Here is an 18,415-nt window from a genome sequence, read left to right on the forward strand (position 1 = left end):
GTCTCTTTTATGCGTGCAGCCAACACTGGGACCGGTTCCTTAGCGGAAGCGGGGCAGGTTGTGCATAATGTAGAAGTAACAGCCTGACGTAAAGAGGCAGGCTGCGATCCAGCAGATCGGGCTGGCACAGCAAATGCCAAAATAGCCCCACGACGCTGCCAGGATAAAGGCTGAGGCGGCGCGCAGGACCAGCTCGATAAGGCTGCTTGCCAGGGGGACGATGGAAATGCCCATGCCCTGGACGGCGTTGCGGTAGACGAAAATCTGTCCCAGAAATACGTAGAAGGGTACTGACATGGTCAGGTAGAGCCAGGCTGCATCGAGGAGCTGTTCGTCCTGTTCCGTTGTAAAGATGCCGATAATTTCCCGGCCCTGCGTAAACATGGCTATAGCCGCTAAGGCGCAAAAGGCGAGGGACACGAGGGAGCACTGGCGTACGCCCCGGCGGATGCGGTCAGTCCGGCCGGCACCGTAGTTTTGGGCGGAAAAGACAGCCATGGCAATGCCCAGGGAAATCATGGGCTGCATGGCCAGCTGTTCAATCCGTGTCGCCGAGACGAAGCCGGCAATGGTCTCGGCACCGAAGGTGTTGCACACAGACTGGATGGCAATGATGCCCAGGGAAATGATGAGAAACTGGGCCGCCATGGGCAGGCCGATGCGCAGGTGTTGCCAGGCGAAAGCCGTGTCCCAGTGCCAATCCTGCCGTTTCAGGCGCAGCATGGGAAAGCGCAGGCGCATGTAAATGAGGCAGAGCAGGGCCGATACGGCCTGGGCTGCAACGAGGGCAATGGCCGAGCCCGGCACACCCCAGCCAAAGCGGATGATGAAGACCAGGGCCAGGATGACATTGAGGACCGACGACAGCATGAGAAAATAAAGAGGCGTCCGGCTGTCGCCTAAGGCCCGGCAGGCACAGGACAGGAGATTGTAGAGCATCATAGCAATGAGTCCGTTGGCGACGATCATGACGTAGCTGTACGAATCAGCGTAAAGGTCGGCTGAGATGTTCATGAGTGACAGGAGAAAGGGCATGAAGGCAGCGGCACCAGCCATGAGCAGCAGCGTAATGGCCACGGATAGGATGACGCACATGGCAAAGGAACGGCGCACGCCGTCGTTGTCGCCAGCACCAAAGCGCTGGCCCATGATGACCGTCAGGCCCGAAGCGAGGCCGATAGTAAGGCCCAGGAGGGCCATGAAAAGCGGCGCCGTAGCACCGACGGCCGCCAGGGCGTGGACGCCGATGAAGCGGCCGACGATGATGACGTCGGCAATGTTGTAGAACTGTTGGAAAACGTTGCCAATGAGCAGGGGAACCGTAAAGATAAGAATCAGGCGGATCGGGTTCCCTTCTGTCATATTATGAACCATGAAATGACCCCTTTCGGTGTTATATCGTTAGTGCGGCCTGGAGAGGATAAACTGGGCCAGCTGAATGAAGCCCGGCACGAGAGAATCGATGTCCAGATTCTCTTCGACCGTGTGGGCACGGCGGCCTATGCAGGTGCCGAAGGAAATGGCCGGAATCCCCAGGCTGAGGGGAATATTGGCGTCCGTACTGCCAGCCTGATAGTCTGTGGCAAGGCCGCGGGCTGCCCGAATCTGTTCAAGCCGCTGGCAGAGAGCCGTCGTATCGACGCCACTGCTGCAGGGCCGTTCGCCAATGAGCGTTTCCCTGATTTCAATACCTTCTTTTGCATTTTGCTTCAGGATCTGGTGAAATTCCTTATCCACGGCGTCTAAGGCGTCTTTATCCTCTGAGCGCAGGTCGATGCGGAACATGGCGTGTTCGGCAATGGAATTGACAGTCGTACCGCCTTCGATGGTACCGGCGTTGTACGTCGTCTTGGGATCCTTCGGTACGGACAGGTGGTACAGGTCGTCAATAATGGCTGCGGCGCCGGCGATGGCGCTGGTGTTGCCAAAGCCGCTCCAGCTGTGGCCGCCCTGTGCCGCCACGTTGATTTCGTAGCGGTGTGAGCCTACGGCCTTGTGGATACACGTGTCACTGTTGCAGTCGACGGCGACCATTTCGCTGATTTCGCTGCTGTGGTCGGCCATGAACTGGCGAATGCCGCGCAGGTTGCCTAAGCCTTCTTCGCCTGTATTAAAAAGAAAATAGGCGCCGTCCGGGAGATCTATGTGTTCTTCATAGAGCATGGTAATAAAGCAGAGCAGGCTGGCCACGTTGGCACTGTTGTCGCCACACGACGGGGCAGCAAAGAGGTTACCTTCTATGCGCGGCGTAATTTCCGGGCATTGGAGAAATACCGTGTCGATGTGGGCCCCGTAGAGGGGATGTTTGCCGTTTCCGGTAATTTGGTACGGGCAGACAACGTTGCCCGCCTGGTCGATGTGGGCGTCACTGGCACCGAGATTGTGCAGGTATTCCAGGATAAAAGCAGCCTTTTCCGCTTCTGCGCCGGTCGGCGAAGGCAGGCTCGTAATCTGCGTCAGCATGTCGAGCAGGGCCTGTTCATGGGCCTGCCCATAGGTTTCAAGTTTCTGTATATCGTTTGTAGTCATAGTCGTTCCTCCTCAGGTGCTCGAAAGAGCATGTACTCATTATACTACACACTTTCCGGATGTCTACAGGTGAACAAAACCGGCCTGCACGCTGGTGCAGGCCGGAGCAGCCGGCTTAGAAGGCCGGGATAAGAGAACCTTTGTAGTGTTCTTCAATGTATTTGCGAATCGGTTCGGAATTGTAGATTTCGACGATCTTCTTGTACGTCGGGTTGTCTTTGTCGTCTTCGTGAACGGCAATGATATTGGCGTACGGCGAATCCTTGTCTTCACGGAAGAGGGCGTCCTTGACAGGATCGATGCCGGCTTCAAGAGCATAGTTCGTGTTGACAGCAGCCAAATCCACGTCATCGAGGGAACGGGGAATCTGAGCGGCTTCCAGTTCGCGGAACTGCAGGTGTTTCGGGTTTTCTGCTACGTCTGCCGGAGTCGGATATTTGACGCCGTCTTTGACTTTAATCAGGCCGGCTTTCTGCAGGAGCAGGAGGCCGCGGGCACCGTTGGTCGGGTCGTTCGGAATGGCGACGACAGCGCCGTCTTTCAGTTCGTCAAGGCTCTTAATCTTATGGGAGTAGAGACCGATAGGAGCGACGACGGTCTGGCCGATGGAGACGAGCTTCAGGCCTTTATCCTTGACCATGTTGTCCATGTACGGCTTATGCTGGTACGAGTTCATGTCGATTTCCTTGTTGGACAAGGCTACGTCCGGTGTGACATAGTCAGAGAATTCGACGACTTTGATGAGGATGCCCTGTTTGGCAGCTTCTTTCTTAACCTGTTCCATGACGTCTGCATGGAAGCCCGGTGTTACGCCGACGGTAATTTCTTTGTTGGCGTCCTTAGAGGAAGATGACGAAGCGGAATCACTGGAATTGCCGCAGCCTGCAGCGAAGAGGCAAATAGAGGCGGCCGCTGCGAAAACGAGGGCCTTTTTGAGAGAAATAAACATAGCTGAAAACACTCCTTATATATACTTATTTTTTATTCTTCTTGTGGGAGGCAAAGTCGCCAATGCCCTGGATCAGGTTGACACCGATGACCAGGATGATGATTGTTGCCAGCATGACGTCAGCCTGGAAACGCTGGTAACCGTAGCGGATGGCAATATCCCCAAGACCACCGCCGCCGATGGCACCGGCCATAGCCGACGCACCGATGAGGTTGACGATGAGCACGGTGATATTGTTGATGATCGTCGGCAGCGCTTCCGGCAGGAGTACCTTGCGGATGATCTGCAAGGGCGAGGCGCCCATGGCTTCGGCTGCTTCGACGAGGCCGAAATCGACGTCGCGGATACTCGTTTCTACGAGACGGCTCAGGAAAGGAATGGCGACGATGGTCAGCGGTACGCACGCAGCCGTCGTGCCGATGGATGTGCCGGCAATGAGACGGGTCAGCGGAATGATAGCTACCATGAGGATGATGAACGGAATAGAGCGGATGATATTGACGATGGTGCTGAAAATCTGGTTGATGAACCGGTTTTCCAGTATATGGCCCTTGCCGGTAATAACCAGCGTTACACCGAGGGGAATGCCGATGATGGCAGCAATGATAGTAGAAACAGAGACCATGAAGAGCGTTTCTTCAATGCCCTGTATCATCAGTTTAATGAGTTCTGGGGACATATCCTAATACCTCGCTTTCAATAGGCTGTGTTTTGATGTAGGCAAATGCTTTTGCCTGTGCTTCCATATCGCCCATGATGACGACGATGAGGTAGCCAAAGGGCACATCCTGGATGTAGTCGATATTGCCGTAGAGGACGCTTACGTCAAGATTGAACTTGCGGGCAATGTTGACGACGAGCGGTTCGTTTGTGACCAGGCCCTTGAAGCGGAAACGTACGAGCATATCCCGGTCCGGTGCAGGCTGGTCAGACACGCCGAGCTTGCGGATGCCCTGGGGCAGTTCCATATTGACGACAGATTTGACAAATTCCTTCATCGTTTCCGACGTAGGGCTGGCAAAGATGTCGATAACGCGGCCCTGTTCTTTAATGACGCCGCCTTCAATAACGGCGACGCGGTCGCAAATGGCTTTGATAACGGCCATTTCGTGGGTAATGATGACGATGGTAATGCCCAGACGCTTGTTGATATCCTTCAGGAGTTCCAAAATAGACTGTGTCGTCTGCGGATCCAAGGCCGATGTGGCTTCGTCGCAGAGGAGAATCTTCGGATCGCTGGCCAGGGCGCGGGCAATGCCGACACGCTGTTTCTGACCGCCAGAGAGCTGGGACGGGTAGTTGTACTGCCGGTCTGTCAGGCCGACCAGTTCGAGGAGGGATTCGACCTTGCTGGCAATGACTTCCTTGGAAGCGCCAATCAGTTCCAGCGGGAAGGCAATGTTATCAAAGACTGTACGCGACGAAAGCAGGTTGAAGTGCTGGAAAATCATGCCGATGTTTTTGCGTTCGGCCCGCAGCTGGCTGTCGGACATGGACGTCAGTTCTTTGTCGTCAATGATGACTTTGCCGCTTGTCGGTTTTTCCAGCATGTTGATGCAGCGGACGAGGGTCGATTTGCCGGCGCCGCTCTTGCCGATTATGCCGAAGATTTCGCCGTCGTTGATGGTCAGCGAGATCCCTTTTAGAGCCTGGACGTGTGTTTTGCCGCCGTAGGTCTTGGTAATGTTCTCAAAAGTTATCACAAGATCAACTCCTTACTTAATTTTCCTAGTGATCGTTATTTCATAAAAAAAGCCGTCAACAGATGCTGACGGTAGAATTACTGCGATCATTTCATCTGCCGGATACATTCCGCTGGACTTGGCACCTTCCCACGTAGGGGGTTGCCGCAACGTCATAGGGCCATTCCCTCGATTGCTCTGGATGAATACACTATGGAATTACTGTCCTGTATCATAGCACGGGGACAGGGCCTTGTCAATATCTAAATTGGAATACCGTTCGAGAAAGAAAAAATAATTATAATTTTTTTCCTCGGATTAGCAGGAATTAACAAAGTGATGTGGAATACTATATATATCAGGAGCGAAGTATTCAAATCTTAAGCATGGATGGTTTGAAAAATGAGGCTCCTCGCGAAAGGAAGGGATTTTTTATGGCAACAATCGTTAGAGGTAAGAATCTGGAAATTACACCGGCATTAAAAGATTACGTTTTGAAACATGAAAAAAAGGTAACGAAATACTTCGAAAATGAAGTGAATGTGCAGGCTCTTCTTTCCGTCGAAAAAGATCGTAAAATTGCAGAAATCACGTTGAAGGTAGACGGCGTCGTCCTCCGTGGTGTAGAAGCCAACGATGACATGTATGCCGCTATTGATCTGGTGTACGATAAGATGATCCGCCAGATTCATAAGTATAAAACAAAGATTGCCCGCCGTATGAAGGGCGGCTCCTTCCATGATGCTATGGTCGAAGGACCGGCTGTACCGGAAGAAGATTTTGAAATTGCCCGTGTCAAGAAATTCGCTGCCCGTCCTATGGACGTAGAAGAAGCTATTCTGCAGATGAATCTCGTCGGCCACGATTTCTTTGTTTTCCTCAATTCGGAAACGGAAGCCATTAACGTCGTATACAAACGGAAACACGGCAAATATGGCTTAATCGAACCGGAATATTAATAGTGATCACTTTTTTTCCTGTCATCTCAGGTGCCATACAGAAAGGGTTCAGACTTCGCAGTCTGGACCCTTTTTCTAATGTTCCCTGGCGCGGATTTGCCGGGCCTATATAAAAAACAGCCGTACCAGGACGGGCCTGATACGGCTGTTTTGCAGTTCTATTATTTTTCGTCGTTTCCTTTGAGGAGAGTGATTTTTTGCTTCAAGCTCACGGCCTGGTCAAATTCAGCCTGGATTTCTGCACTGGGCGGTGCATCCAGCTTGCTGACGACGTAAATGGCAATGAGGGAGAAGATAAAGCCCGGCACGATTTCGTAAAGGCCGAACCAGGCAAACTGTTTCCAAATGAGGACCGTCAGGCCACCGACGACAATACCTGCCAGGGCACCGTTTTTGGTCATCCGTTTCCAGAAGAGGGAAAGGAGGATGCACGGACCAAAGGCGGCACCAAAACCAGCCCAGGCGTAGGCAACCATGGTGAGGATGTAGTTGTTCGGGTCGAGGCCGAGGATGATGGCCAGGGCAGCGACGACGAGAACCGTAATGCGGCTCACGAGAATCAGTTCCTTGTCGCTGGCATCCTTGCGGATGAAGGCATTGTAGAAGTCCTTGGAAATGGCCGATGCCGTAACCAGAAGCTGTGACGATGCCGTACTCATAATGGCGGCCAACACGGCAGACCAGATGAGACCAGCTACGAAGGGCGGGAAGAGCTGTTCACTCATGACGAGGAAAACTTTTTCTGCATCGGCCCCTTGGAGCGGAGTATCGAGGACGACCTTACCGACGAGGCCGACGAGAACGGCAGCGGCCAGGGAAATAATAACCCAGGTCATGGCAATGTGTTTGGCTTTATTCAGTTCCTGCGGATCACCAATAGCCATGAAACGCACGAGAATGTGGGGCTGGCCGAAGTAGCCTACGCCCCAGCCAATGGCTGAGATGATGGCAATGACGCCGGTCACGGACGTATCGGGCACGAGCTGCAGGAGCTGCGGCGAATCGGAAGCGACACGGGTCATGACCGCATCGGCACCGCCGAAGGAAAGCATGCCTACGATAGGTACGAGGACGATGGCCAGGAACATCATGCAGCCTTGAATGAAATCGGTCCAGCAGACGGCCATGAAGCCACCCAGGAAGGTATAGATGACGACGACGCCGGCGCCGAGGAGCAGGGCGTAGAAGTAATCCATGCCGAAGACGGTCTGGAAGAGCTTGCCGCCGGCAACGAAGCCCGACGATGTGTAGATGAGAAAGAAGATAAGGATAAAGATGGCCGAAATGAGGCGGATAATATTCTTTTCATCGTGGAAGCGGTTTTTCAGGTAATCCGGCATAGTCAGGCTGTTGTTGGCGACTTCTGTATAATTACGCAGGCGCCGCGAAACAAAGTGCCAGTTCAAGAAGGTCCCCAGACAGAGACCCAAGGCCGTCCAAAAAGCAGATATGCCGATGGAGTAGGCAAAGCCCGGCAGGCCCATGAGCATCCAGCCGCTCATATCGGAGGCTTCGGCACTCATAGACGTAATCCATGGGCCCAAGGTACGGCCGCCGAGGATATAATCGCTCAGCCCTTGCTGGGAACGATAATAATAAGCGCCGATAGCTAGCATCATGAGCAGATACAGGGCGAAGGCGCTCAGTACGACAATATTAGTCTGAAACATGGAAACGACTCCTTTGATAAGAAAATTTACAAGATGTACATTTATTTATTGTACCTTATCTACAGCTATATAGCAACGTTTCTAAAGGAAAGTGGAGAAAAAAAGGATACAATACCTGTGATTTTCGTCACTCGTGACTGGCATTTCCTCAGTCTTCCTTATATAATAGAAATGATACGATTTCTAAACAAAGAAGGAAATAAACTATGAATATACTGACAACAGAGGGCGTGTCCAAAGCGTATGGCCTGCGCGTCCTCTTTTCTGACGTAACGATTTCTCTCGATGCCGGCCAGAAGACGGGCCTCATCGGACTCAATGGCGCCGGCAAGACGACGCTTCTCAAAATCATTGCCGGCGTAGCCGAAGCGGACAGCGGTACTATTTGGCGCAACCCGAAGGCGCGTATTCATTTTCTGCCGCAGGAACCGCAGTTCCAGCCGGGCCAGACGGTGCTTGAAAGCGTCCTTGATGGCGACCTGCCCGTCATGGATGTCATTCGCCGCTATGAAGACGCTGTAGCCCGCGATGATGCCGCTGCCGTCCTCAAACTCACGGAAGAAATGGACGCCAGCCAGGCGTGGGAGCTCGAACAGCAGGCACGGGTCATCCTGCAGGAGCTGGGTATTACGGACTATAGGGCCAAGACGGACACCCTTTCCGGCGGCCAGCGCAAGCGTCTCGGCCTGGCGCGGGCCCTTATCGTGCCGTGCGATCTGTTGATCCTGGACGAACCGACGAACCATTTGGACGACCAGACTATTTTCTGGCTCGAAGAATACCTGCACGATAGCAAGTCGGCTATCCTCCTTAGTACGCACGACCGCTATTTCCTGGACCGAGTGGCCAGCTCCATGATCGAACTCGACCGGGGCCACGTCTATTCCTATACCGGCTCGTACGCTCAATTCCTGGAAATGCGCCAGACACGCATTGAAGGGGAAGAGGCGGCGGCTGCACGCCGGGCCAATCTGATACGCCGGGAAACAGCGTGGATCCGCCGCGGTGCCCAGGCCCGTTCGACGAAACAAAAGGCCCGTATTGAACGGTACGAGGCCCTGTGTGCTATGGAAACGAACAAGCCCTCAGGCAGTGTGGAAATCCTCGATACGTCTGTGCGCCTTGGTAAGACCATCATCGACATGGACGGCGTGGCCTTTGCCTATCCCGGTGGCCAGCCCTTGTTCCACGATGTGACGTATCACGTAGTCAAGCACGACCGCATCGGCATTATCGGCGCCAACGGCGTTGGTAAATCGACACTGCTCAAGGTCATTGCCGGCGATCTGACGCCCAGTGCAGGTCAGCTTGTCGTTGGTCAGACTGTGCGCTTTGGCTTCTTCCGCCAGCAGCTGCCGGAATTTGACGAAGGCCAGCGCGTCATCGATTACGTCCAGGAAGCAGGCCATTACGTGACCAACCTGTACGGCGAAACCATTTCTGCGTCGCGCCTGTTGGAGCAGTTCCTCTTTACGGAAGAAATGCAGTACACGTACATTGCCAAATTAAGCGGTGGTGAACGGCGCCGCCTCTACCTTTTGCGCCTGCTCATGAGCCAGCCTAACGTCCTTCTCTTGGACGAACCGACGAATGATCTCGATATACCGACCCTGACGGTCCTCGAGCAGTACCTTGATACCTATCAGGGCGTGGTCCTCGTCGTTTCCCATGACCGCTATTTCCTCGATCGCGTAGCAGACAAGCTCTTTGTCCTGGAAGCGGGCACGTGGAGCCGTTTTTATGGCGATTACAGCGCTTACCTCGATGAAAAAATCCGGCACCGTACGGATACGGCACCGGAAAAGAAAGAAAAAGCAGCAGCTCCTGCGCCGTTCCAGCAGCCCAAGCCGGCACCCGTAAAAAAGGGGTTGTCGGCCCGGGAAAAGGAAGAGCTGGCTAAGATCACACAGGAACTGCCGCGCTATGAAAGTTTATTGAAGGGTCTGAACGCCGCCGTCGCCGCAGCCGGCAGTGATTACGAAACGGTGGCGCAGCTCATGGAAGAACAGCGTCAGGCCCAGGCCAAGGTGGATGAGCTCACAGAACGGTGGTGCGAGCTCGAAGACCTGTTAGAAGAGTAGGATTATTCCCACTTTTTCGGTGCTACGTGGTACGTCGTCTGGCCTTCGAAGATGACGAAGCCCGGTGCGGCGTGGGCCGGCTTCTTTACGTTGCGTACGAGCGTGCAGTCTACGTCGACCTTGCTGTCGCTGCGGCCTTTGCTGTAGTAGGCAGCCAGCTCGGCGGCGGCTGTGAGCTGCTTGTCCGTCGGTTCGGCGCGGTGGCAGACGAGAATGACATGGGAACCGGGCTTGTCCTTGGCGTGGAACCAGCGGTCGTAGGGATGGGCCTTTTTGAAGGTCAGGAAATCGTTTTGCCGGTTATTGCGGCCGACCCAGATTTCCAGGCCGTCTACGTGGACTGTGAGGATATCCTGGGAAAATTCGCGCCGCATCTTGTCGCGGTTATTAGAACGGATGAGGCCCATTTGCCGCATTTCCGCTTTGATGTCGGCAATTTCTTCCTTCGTGCCCGTATTGTCCAGGGCGTATTCGAGTGAGTAGAGATAGTCCAGGTAACGGGCGTTTTCCTCGTGGAGCTCGCTCGATTTCTGGATACGGTTGCGCATCTTTGTATAGCGCTTGTAATAGCGGTTGGCGTTGTCTGTCATGGAATAGGCAGGTTCCAAGGGAATGGTGATGGCTTCCTGTTGTTCTGACAGGAGATTTTGGACGGTAACGCTCTTTTCATGATCGTGCTTTTCATAGGCGTAGATCATGAGCAGGTCGCCGTAGAGCTTGTACGTGTCCATCTTGTCCGTTTCTTTCATTTCGGCGGCAATGCGCTTGATCTTGCGCTTTTGCTTTTCAATGAGCTTGCCGACCTTTTTTTTCAGCTCTTCCTGTTCGCCGCTCAGGCTGCGGTGGGCCTGCTGGTAGTCACTGAGGTATTCTTCGATGAGGTCGAAGTGACGCCGTGGGCACGTAGCCAGGCTTTGCAGAACCAAAGGGAAGATGACCTCTTTATTATCCTTTTGCGTGTAGACCCAGGCTCCGTGGACGTTTTCGAGCTCTTTGCCGAAGGCGGCAATGGCCTCGGTCCACGCTTTTTTTTGTGTCTCCGTAAGGTCCGCGACGGGCGTCGTTTTCGGTACGTCTGTGCGGCATGAAAGCTCGTTCAGGACGATGGTGCTCATACCGTTGAAGCGCTTGAGCATCCACGCCGAGAGCGTTTCGTCAGACGGCAGGTCGAGCATTTCCTGCAGCTCTGCCGGCGTAAAGGCAAAGGGATCCATGCGCATGAAGTTGGGTGGAAATTCGTACGGTACGTGGGGCGTAATGGTCCGCACGGCTGTCTTGCCCTTGGCCGTCTTGATGAGGGCTTCGATGATCGTGCCGTCTTCTGTAAAGATGACGTTGCTGTACTTGCCCATGAGCTCGACGTGGATTTTGCGCGTCGTCAGGCGTCCCGATACGTCTAGGACGTCGACGTCGATGTCGATGAGGCGGTCTAAGTGCAGCTGGTGGATCGAGGCGATGCGCCCGTTTTCGTAGTATTTGCGCAGGAACATGCAAAGGCCTGTTGGCACGTCAGGCGTGGGCGGCACGCGGTCCGATAAGTACAGGCGCGGCGAATCGTCGAGGGTAATGATCAGGTGGTGAATACCTGACGTATTGAAAATGCGAAAATACAGGGAGCGTGCATCAAGCTGGTAAATCTTTGAGATGGAGCCGCCCTGGATAATAGAAATCAGTTCGTCTGTTATGACATGTAAGGTAATGCCGTCTAAGTTCATTTTTTTCTTGCTCCTATGAAACCAAAGAATCGTATCTTTCTTATTGTAGCACGCCAGGGCCGCCGGTACTAGTAAAAAATGTCCCTGCAAGGATCGTTGCGGAGCTGGGCAATAAAAGAAGGATATATAAATCAAAAAGACGCCACAGCCATGGCCGCAGCGTCCGTAATATGATTCCTTATTTTACCTGATTCTTCAGTGTACCAATGCCGGAAATGCTGATTTCTACAGTGTCGCCGGAATGGATGAAGCGCGGCGGATTGAAGCCTGCGCCTACGCCGGAGGGCGTGCCAGTAGAAATGATATCGCCAGGCTGGAGTGTCGTGCCCTGGGAGAGCGTAGAAATAAGCGTCGGAATAGGGAAGATGAATTCTTCTGTCGACGCATCCTGACGGACTTCGTCGTTGACCTTGGTGACAATCGTAAAGGCATCGGGAGCGGCATCGCGCAAGAGGATGCACGGGCCTAAGGGTGCAAATGTATCGAGGCTCTTGCCGTGGAACCACTGGCCGTGATTGCGCTGCAGGTCCCGGGCCGTGACGTCGTTCATGATAGTAAAGCCATAGACGTAATTCATGGCTTCGCTGACGGGAATGTCGGCGCCTTCTTTACCGATGATGACGGCCAGCTCGCCTTCATAATCGAGTTCCTTCGTGACGTTCTTGTGCGGATCGATGTCGTCGTCCGGACCGATGACGCACGTTGGGGCTTTCGTAAAGAATTGGGGGAACTTGGGCAGTTCCTTGAGCTTTTCTTTATGGAATTCTTCGATGTGTTCCGAGTAATTTTCACCAACACAGAAAATATTTTTGGCGAGCTGACGGATCGGCGACAGGACGTGTACTGTATTGATCGGACGGGCCGGTACGGCGTCGGTTTTTTCGTTCTGTTCCAGGGCGTCGGCTAGGGCCAGGAGTCCTTCGTTTCCCTGACGGATGAATTCTTCCAGCGTTTCCGGCAAGGGCGTAAAGAAAGCTTCTTCTAAGGCAATGGCACTGTAGACGCCTGTTTCGTCTTCATTCAGGACGCCCCACTGGACAAAGCCGAGATCTTCAAAGGTAATTAATTTTTTGATCATCATAATTGGTATTCCTCCAAAGGTGTAAAAAAATGATTATTTTTATTATAGCACACGTGAGAAGAGCCTGCAGGAAACCTTATTTTTTGCATATTTCCAGGAAAAGAACGTTACTCTTCTAGTGCATCAGCGTCTTTTATGGTACAATCGGTAATAGTAAAACGTAAAAATACTAAGATACAGTCAATGTAAGGAGCGATATTTCAATGGAAAATGGGACGACCAAAAATTTTATTGAAAATTTTATTGAAGAAGATTTCAAATCAAATAGATACGGCCAGCGTTTTGTGACGCGTTTTCCGCCGGAACCGAACGGCTACCTGCACATTGGCCATGCTAAGTCTATTTGCCTGAATTTTGGCTTGGCAAAAAAATACGGCGGCGTAACGAATCTTCGTTTTGACGATACGAATCCGACGAAGGAAACTGTCGAATACGTGGATAACATTATGAACGATGTCAAATGGCTCGGCTTTACATGGGAAGACCGTCTCCATTTTACATCGGATTACTTTGATACGCTGTATAACTATGCCGTCAAATTGATCAAGCTGGGCAAAGCCTATGTAGACGATCTGACGAAGGAAGAAATGAAGGAATACCGTGGTACCTTCAGCGAACCGGGCAAGGAAAGTCCGTATCGCAACCGCAGTGTCGAAGAAAACCTGCGCCTTTTTGAAGAAATGAAGGCCGGCAAATATGCCGACGGTGAAAAGGTACTGCGCGCCAAGATTGACATGGCCAGCCCGAACATCAACATGCGCGACCCTGTCATTTACCGTATTTTCCATCACGAACATCACCGTACAGGCAATACATGGTGCATTTATCCTATGTACGATTTTGCCCATCCTGTTTCCGATGCCATTGAACGGGTAACGCACTCTATCTGTACCCTCGAATACGAAGACCACCGCCCGCTCTATGACTGGTGCATCCAGGACTGGGACGATCCCGAAGGCCAGCTGCCGCGGCAGATCGAATTTGCCCGCCTCAACGTGACGCACATGATCATGAGCAAGCGTAAGCTGCGCATCCTCGTCGAAAAGGGCATCGTCAGCGGCTGGGATGATCCCCGTATGCCGACCATTGCCGGTATCCGCCGCCGTGGTTATACGCCCGAAGCGATCCGCGATTTCTGTGACCGCATTGGCGTTGCTAAGGCTGACAGCACGGTCGACATTTCCCTCCTCGAATACTGCATCCGCGAAGACTTGAAACTGAAAGCACCGCGCCTGATGACCGTTATTGACCCGGTTAAGGTAGTCATTACGGATTATCCGGAAGATAAGACGGAAGTCCTGACAGCTGAAAATAATCAGGAAAATGAAGCTCTCGGCACGCGTCACATGACCTTTAGCCGTACGCTCTACATTGACCGCAAGGACTTCATGGAAGAACCGGTCAAGAAATTCTTCCGCCTCGCACCGGGCAAGGAAGTACGCCTGAAATATGCCTATATCATTAAGTGCGAAGACGTCGTGAAGGACGCCGACGGCAATATTGTCGAAATCCATTGTACGCATGATCCGGAAAGCCTGAGCGGCAGCGGTGCTAACGCCAACCGTAAGGTAAAGGGCACGCTCCACTGGGTCAACGCAGCCGATGCTGTCGACGTAGAAACACGCGTCTACGACTATCTCCTCAACGGCACTGACGAAGAGGAAGAAGAAGGCACGGCGAGCAAGGATTTCCTCGATCAGATCAACCCGGACAGCCTGACTGTATACCAGAGCAAGGCCGAAGCCGCCTTGGCCGATTACAAAGCAGGCGATCACTTCCAGTTCCTGCGCGAAGGCTATTTCGTTATCGATCAGGATTCAACGCCGGACCACATGGTCGTCAACCGCATTGTAGGCCTGCGCGACACTTGGGCCAAGATGCAGAAAAAGGAAGAAAAGAAATAAGAAGCTTAAAATAAAATTAAAATGAAATTAAAATAGAATGAGAAGCTGAGAACCGACTTTTTCTAAGATTAGAGTTTGCTGAGAAGGTCGGTTCTCTTCTGTCATAGCATTGCACCAACGATGTAGAAACGGTATAATAAAACGGAGTAGGAGGATTGATCATGAAAGCGTCAGGCACACGGGGAGTATTGATCTTAATACTTTTCATCCTGGTCGGCGGCATCATGGGCGGCATGGCAGGAGACCTCTTTACGGGCTCCGGCGTCAGCCTGGGCAATCTCATGCCCCTGCTTACCAGGCAGTTTGAAATCTTTTCTATACAAAACGTAGACCTCAATCTCTATATCATGCAGATCCGTTTTGGCCTTCACTTTGCACCGAATCTGCTGAGCCTCATAGGGATTATCTGTGCGTGCTTTATATTCCGTCGTATTTAGCTGTCCCCAAGGGATAGAGGAGGAACTGTATGCTAATCTTAGCTTCCGCATCACCGCGGCGCAGAGAATTGCTGTCGCAGATCGGAGTTGCCTATATGGTAAGCCCCAGTCATTATGAAGAGCAGGCACCGAAAAAGAAGGATCCGGCCAAATTCGTCCTGGCCCAGGCCGTAGGCAAGGCCCGTGACGTAGCCGCCCAGTACCCGGGACAATGGGTTCTTGGTGCCGATACGGCCGTCGCTTTGGGCGATGAAATTCTGGGCAAACCGAAGCACGAAAAGGATGCCATCCGCATGCTGCACGAATTGTCGGGACACAAGCATTCTGTCTTTACGGGCATTGCGCTCGTACGGGATAAAAAAACGTACACCAAGGTCGTTGAAACCAAAGTTTGGTTCCGCAAATTAAAAGATGCGGAAATTGAACGATATATCGCAACACAGGAACCCTTTGACAAAGCCGGGAGCTACGGCATTCAAGGCAAAGCCGCTTGTTTTGTAGACAAAATCAACGGTTCCTATTCGAATGTCGTCGGCCTGCCTCTGTCACAGGTGTATACCCTGTTGCAGAAAGCAAAGGTGATTGAATGAGTTGTTTGAAAGAACTATCGGCAGCAGAAATGCCTCGGGAACGGTTTTTGGAGCACGGCCCACGGGCTTTGACAGATCCGGAGCTGTTGGCAATTTTGCTGCGCACAGGCCTGGCGGGCAGCTCCGTCCTCGACGTGGCCCGGGCCCTGCTGCAATCCCTGCCGGGAGAAAATCTGGGCCATTTAGGTGAAACCAGCGTGGCTGACCTGTGCAAAATCAAGGGCATTGGCCGTGATAAGGCTGTAACCCTCTGTGCTGCTGTCGAGCTGGGCCGGCGTATTGCCCGGCACCGTGTGCGCCGGGATAATCCCGATTTCAGTTCGCCCCAGGTCATTGCCGAGTACGTTATGGAAGATATGCGCTTCTTGCCACAGGAACAATTTTCCGCTGCCTATTTGTCGACGAAAAACCAGCTCCTGGCCTTTCAGACCATTACGGTAGGCACAATTAATGCCAGTCTGGCCAAGGCCCGCGATGTGTTCCGTTACGCCCTGCAGTACAACGCCGCGTCGGTCGTGCTGCTGCACAATCATCCCAGCGGTAATCCTGAGCCGAGTCAGGAAGACCTGGACGTGACGCAGTACATGATGGAAGCCGGCGAGATTATGGAAATCCCCATTCTCGACCACATTATCATCGGCGATGGCCACTACGTCAGCCTCTGTGAACGGGGCTACGTGTAGGTCGTTTTCAATTGCATAGTTATATGACACAGCATCCATTGGGGATGCTTTTTTTGTTGTCAAAAATTTCAAAGAAAATTAGTAGATAATAATAATTATCTATTGATAAAATAAAAAAGATATGAGATAATATGGGTAGATAATATATCAATATGTACGGAGAAGGAGGCAATCTTATGAATATCGTTGTTTTGATCAAACAAGTACCAGCGGTTTCCAGCATAGATATAGACTCGAAGAATAATAACCTCGTGCGTGTTGGCGCACCGTCTATGCTCAACCCGGTCGATCTGAACGCTGTAGAAGCAGCTATTGACATTAAAGAAGCTGCCGGTTCCGGCACGGTTACCCTCATTTCTATGGGGACGGCCATGGCAGCCGATGTGCTGCGCGAAGGCATGGCTCTCGGTGCCGACCACGGCATTCTGCTTTCTGATGAACGCATGGCCGGCTCGGATACGCTGGCTACAGGTAAAATTTTAGCCCGGGCGATCCGGAAGGTAGGCGACGTCGATCTCGTCCTGACGGGCAAACAGTCGTCTGATGGTGATACAGGGCAGATTCCGCCGGCTATTGCCCAGCATTTGGGTGTCAATCTCGTCAGCTATGCTGAATCGGTAACGGTAAAAGACGGCGTTCTCGTTGCTACGCGTAAGAATCACGGCGGTCTCCAGACCGTCGAAGCCCAGCTGCCGGCTGTATGCTCGGTTATGGAAACAGCCAATACGCCGCGTACACCGAATATCCGCAGCAAGATGCATGCCAAACAGGCTGTCTTCGATGTTTGGCGCCTGGAAGACATTGGTCTTGATCCGGCCGAAGCAGGCACTGCCGGTTCGGCAACTAAAGTAACGGAACTCTTTGCACCGGAAAAACATGCTATTGGTACCATGATTACCGGCGCTAACGAAGCAGAAGCCGTACACAATCTCATTGCTGAACTGACAGCTAAAAAAGTATTATAAGGAGGGACGGACCATGGAACTGAAAAATAATATTTGGGTCTTTATCGAACTGGTCGAAGGCAAACCGAGCCAGCTCAGCCTGGAATTACTGGGAAAGGGCCGGCAGCTCGCCGATAGCCGCAATGACAAACTGGTCGCTCTCCTGGCAGGCAAAGGTGCTGCCGACGCAGCGAAGGATGTCATTGGCTATGGCGCAGACGTAGCCTTTATCCTGACTAATCCGGAACTGGATGTATTCGACAGCGTTCTCTATACAGCTGCTGTACGCAGTGTGATCAGCAAATACGAAGCTAATGTACTGCTCATCGGTGCTTCCCACGATGGCCGCGATCTGGGCGGACGTCTGTCGGCAGCCATGAACCTGGGCCTCGTAGCGGATTGCATTGATTGCTCCTATGAAAATGGCGATTCCCTCACATGGGTACGGCCAGCTTATACAGGCAAGGTATTCGTCAAGATCCTGACGACGACACGGCCGCAGCTGGCAACGATTGGCGAACGCATTTTCCGCAACAATATCTTTGATCCGGGCCGGACCGGGGAAGTCATGGAAGAAGCCGTTTCCCTCGACGCACCGGCGCCTACGCTGAAGGTTACGAAATTTGAAGCCTTACCGCCTCTTGATCCCGATGCCGATATTACGACGGCAGACTTTGTCGTCGGTGCCGGCCGCGGTGTTGGCGACGAAGAAGGCCTGGCAAAAGTAAAAGCCTTTGCTGACGCTATTGGCGCACCGCTGGGCGTATCGAAGCCTCTCGTCGATAATGGCTGGGCTCCCTATGACCAGCAGATCGGCGTTACCGGCGCAAGCATCCAGGCCAGCATTTATGTGGCCCTCGGTATTTCCGGTGCCATCCAGCATCGCCTGGGCCTGAAGGATGTAGGCCTCATCATTGCTGTCAATAACGATCCGAACGCACCGATTTTCCGCTTTGCCCACTATGGCATTGTCGGTGACCTCTTTGCCGCCTTGCCGGTTCTGGAAGAAGAACTGAAGAAACTCAAAGTATAACCTTCCTTTTGGTACATATATTGAGAAAGCCCTTGCCCGTATCTCTACTGCGTACGGCAAGGGCTTTTTCCCTGTACATTACAGTATCTTTTTTGATACTATAGCACTATATAGTGCATTCTTCCTTATCCTGCCCCTAGAGAGTAAAATAAAACCGT

16 protein-coding genes and 1 riboswitch are annotated in these 18,415 nt (G+C 52.6%); of the genes, 8 read left to right on the forward strand and 8 right to left on the reverse strand.

Annotated features, from left to right (window positions below):
* Positions 1-39: 39 nt before the first annotated feature.
* The 5 genes from PGX44_RS05010 to PGX44_RS05030 all read right to left on the reverse strand — a co-directional run bounded on the left by PGX44_RS05010 (position 40) and on the right by PGX44_RS05030 (position 5,181).
* Complete coding sequence (locus PGX44_RS05010) at positions 40-1,374, reverse strand: MATE family efflux transporter (protein ID WP_498854482.1); 1,335 nt, start codon at positions 1,372-1,374, stop codon at positions 40-42.
* A 27-nt stretch (positions 1,375-1,401) separates the two neighbouring features.
* Positions 1,402-2,529, reverse strand: coding sequence for a M20/M25/M40 family metallo-hydrolase (locus PGX44_RS05015; RefSeq protein WP_498854483.1), 1,128 nt, complete (start codon positions 2,527-2,529; stop codon positions 1,402-1,404).
* A 115-nt stretch (positions 2,530-2,644) separates the two neighbouring features.
* Positions 2,645-3,478 carry a MetQ/NlpA family ABC transporter substrate-binding protein gene (locus tag PGX44_RS05020; protein ID WP_498854484.1) on the reverse strand — a complete coding sequence of 278 codons (834 nt, stop codon included), beginning with the start codon at positions 3,476-3,478 and terminating at the stop codon, positions 2,645-2,647.
* Between the two features lie 25 nt (positions 3,479-3,503).
* Positions 3,504-4,157: a methionine ABC transporter permease gene (locus tag PGX44_RS05025; RefSeq protein WP_186502589.1), complete on the reverse strand. Its 654-nt coding sequence runs from the start codon at positions 4,155-4,157 to the stop codon at positions 3,504-3,506.
* On the reverse strand, positions 4,138-5,181 hold the full coding sequence (locus tag PGX44_RS05030) for a methionine ABC transporter ATP-binding protein (RefSeq protein WP_289002227.1): 1,044 nt from the start codon (positions 5,179-5,181) through the stop codon (positions 4,138-4,140). Before PGX44_RS05030 ends, PGX44_RS05025 begins: the two co-directional genes overlap by 20 nt.
* A gap of 88 nt (positions 5,182-5,269) precedes the next feature.
* Positions 5,270-5,369, reverse strand: a riboswitch (SAM riboswitch).
* A gap of 225 nt (positions 5,370-5,594) precedes the next feature.
* Between PGX44_RS05030 and hpf the strand changes: the two genes are divergently transcribed.
* Positions 5,595-6,119: a ribosome hibernation-promoting factor, HPF/YfiA family gene (gene hpf / locus PGX44_RS05035; RefSeq protein WP_498854485.1), complete on the forward strand. Its 525-nt coding sequence runs from the start codon at positions 5,595-5,597 to the stop codon at positions 6,117-6,119.
* A gap of 161 nt (positions 6,120-6,280) precedes the next feature.
* On the opposite strand, the gene putP is transcribed toward hpf, so the two are convergent.
* Positions 6,281-7,789 carry a sodium/proline symporter PutP gene (gene putP / locus PGX44_RS05040; RefSeq protein WP_498854486.1) on the reverse strand — a complete coding sequence of 503 codons (1,509 nt, stop codon included), beginning with the start codon at positions 7,787-7,789 and terminating at the stop codon, positions 6,281-6,283.
* 206 nt (positions 7,790-7,995) lie between these two features.
* On the opposite strand from putP, the gene abc-f reads away from it, so the two are divergent.
* Positions 7,996-9,870 carry a ribosomal protection-like ABC-F family protein gene (abc-f, locus tag PGX44_RS05045; RefSeq protein ID WP_498854487.1) on the forward strand — a complete coding sequence of 625 codons (1,875 nt, stop codon included), beginning with the start codon at positions 7,996-7,998 and terminating at the stop codon, positions 9,868-9,870.
* A gap of 2 nt (positions 9,871-9,872) precedes the next feature.
* Here abc-f and PGX44_RS05050 read toward each other — a convergent pair whose 3' ends face one another.
* Positions 9,873-11,585, reverse strand: coding sequence for an Rqc2 family fibronectin-binding protein (locus tag PGX44_RS05050; protein ID WP_498854488.1), 1,713 nt, complete (start codon positions 11,583-11,585; stop codon positions 9,873-9,875).
* 178 nt (positions 11,586-11,763) lie between these two features.
* A complete protein-coding gene (locus PGX44_RS05055; RefSeq protein WP_498854489.1) occupies positions 11,764-12,666 on the reverse strand; it encodes a fumarylacetoacetate hydrolase family protein in 903 nt (300 codons plus the stop codon).
* A gap of 203 nt (positions 12,667-12,869) precedes the next feature.
* Between PGX44_RS05055 and PGX44_RS05060 the strand changes: the two genes are divergently transcribed.
* The 6 genes from PGX44_RS05060 to PGX44_RS05085 all read left to right on the forward strand — a co-directional run bounded on the left by PGX44_RS05060 (position 12,870) and on the right by PGX44_RS05085 (position 18,257).
* Entirely contained in the window at positions 12,870-14,570 is a 1,701-nt protein-coding gene (locus PGX44_RS05060) for a glutamine--tRNA ligase/YqeY domain fusion protein (RefSeq protein WP_498854490.1), read from the forward strand.
* A 161-nt stretch (positions 14,571-14,731) separates the two neighbouring features.
* Positions 14,732-15,007 carry a DUF4321 domain-containing protein gene (locus PGX44_RS05065; protein WP_186502597.1) on the forward strand — a complete coding sequence of 92 codons (276 nt, stop codon included), beginning with the start codon at positions 14,732-14,734 and terminating at the stop codon, positions 15,005-15,007.
* Positions 15,008-15,036: 29 nt separating this feature from the next.
* Positions 15,037-15,597 carry a Maf family protein gene (locus PGX44_RS05070; RefSeq protein ID WP_498854491.1) on the forward strand — a complete coding sequence of 187 codons (561 nt, stop codon included), beginning with the start codon at positions 15,037-15,039 and terminating at the stop codon, positions 15,595-15,597.
* Entirely contained in the window at positions 15,594-16,280 is a 687-nt protein-coding gene (gene radC / locus PGX44_RS05075; RefSeq protein WP_498854492.1) for a RadC family protein, read from the forward strand. Before PGX44_RS05070 ends, radC begins: the two co-directional genes overlap by 4 nt.
* Before the next feature lie 176 nt (positions 16,281-16,456).
* Positions 16,457-17,245, forward strand: coding sequence for an electron transfer flavoprotein subunit beta/FixA family protein (locus PGX44_RS05080; RefSeq protein ID WP_498854493.1), 789 nt, complete (start codon positions 16,457-16,459; stop codon positions 17,243-17,245).
* 13 nt (positions 17,246-17,258) lie between these two features.
* A complete protein-coding gene (locus PGX44_RS05085; RefSeq protein WP_186502601.1) occupies positions 17,259-18,257 on the forward strand; it encodes an electron transfer flavoprotein subunit alpha/FixB family protein in 999 nt (332 codons plus the stop codon).
* The last annotated feature ends 158 nt before the right edge of the window (positions 18,258-18,415 follow it).

Source organism: Caecibacter sp. AF58-12pH5A (assembly GCF_027681725.1).
GTDB lineage: Bacteria > Bacillota > Negativicutes > Veillonellales > Megasphaeraceae > Megasphaera > Megasphaera hominis.

What these genes read in the sequence shown, in the direction of transcription:
- PGX44_RS05010 (WP_498854482.1), bottom strand. Translation starts at nt 1,374, where the DNA reads ATGGTTCATAATATGACAGAAGGGAACCCGATCCGCCTGATTCTTATC.
- PGX44_RS05015 (WP_498854483.1), bottom strand. Translation starts at nt 2,529, where the DNA reads ATGACTACAAACGATATACAGAAACTTGAAACCTATGGGCAGGCCCAT.
- PGX44_RS05020 (WP_498854484.1), bottom strand. Translation starts at nt 3,478, where the DNA reads ATGTTTATTTCTCTCAAAAAGGCCCTCGTTTTCGCAGCGGCCGCCTCT.
- PGX44_RS05025 (WP_186502589.1), bottom strand. Translation starts at nt 4,157, where the DNA reads ATGTCCCCAGAACTCATTAAACTGATGATACAGGGCATTGAAGAAACG.
- hpf (WP_498854485.1), top strand. Translation starts at nt 5,595, where the DNA reads ATGGCAACAATCGTTAGAGGTAAGAATCTGGAAATTACACCGGCATTA.
- putP (WP_498854486.1), bottom strand. Translation starts at nt 7,789, where the DNA reads ATGTTTCAGACTAATATTGTCGTACTGAGCGCCTTCGCCCTGTATCTG.
- abc-f (WP_498854487.1), top strand. Translation starts at nt 7,996, where the DNA reads ATGAATATACTGACAACAGAGGGCGTGTCCAAAGCGTATGGCCTGCGC.
- PGX44_RS05050 (WP_498854488.1), bottom strand. Translation starts at nt 11,585, where the DNA reads ATGAACTTAGACGGCATTACCTTACATGTCATAACAGACGAACTGATT.
- PGX44_RS05055 (WP_498854489.1), bottom strand. Translation starts at nt 12,666, where the DNA reads ATGATGATCAAAAAATTAATTACCTTTGAAGATCTCGGCTTTGTCCAG.
- PGX44_RS05060 (WP_498854490.1), top strand. Translation starts at nt 12,870, where the DNA reads ATGGAAAATGGGACGACCAAAAATTTTATTGAAAATTTTATTGAAGAA.
- PGX44_RS05065 (WP_186502597.1), top strand. Translation starts at nt 14,732, where the DNA reads ATGAAAGCGTCAGGCACACGGGGAGTATTGATCTTAATACTTTTCATC.
- PGX44_RS05070 (WP_498854491.1), top strand. Translation starts at nt 15,037, where the DNA reads ATGCTAATCTTAGCTTCCGCATCACCGCGGCGCAGAGAATTGCTGTCG.
- radC (WP_498854492.1), top strand. Translation starts at nt 15,594, where the DNA reads ATGAGTTGTTTGAAAGAACTATCGGCAGCAGAAATGCCTCGGGAACGG.
- PGX44_RS05080 (WP_498854493.1), top strand. Translation starts at nt 16,457, where the DNA reads ATGAATATCGTTGTTTTGATCAAACAAGTACCAGCGGTTTCCAGCATA.
- PGX44_RS05085 (WP_186502601.1), top strand. Translation starts at nt 17,259, where the DNA reads ATGGAACTGAAAAATAATATTTGGGTCTTTATCGAACTGGTCGAAGGC.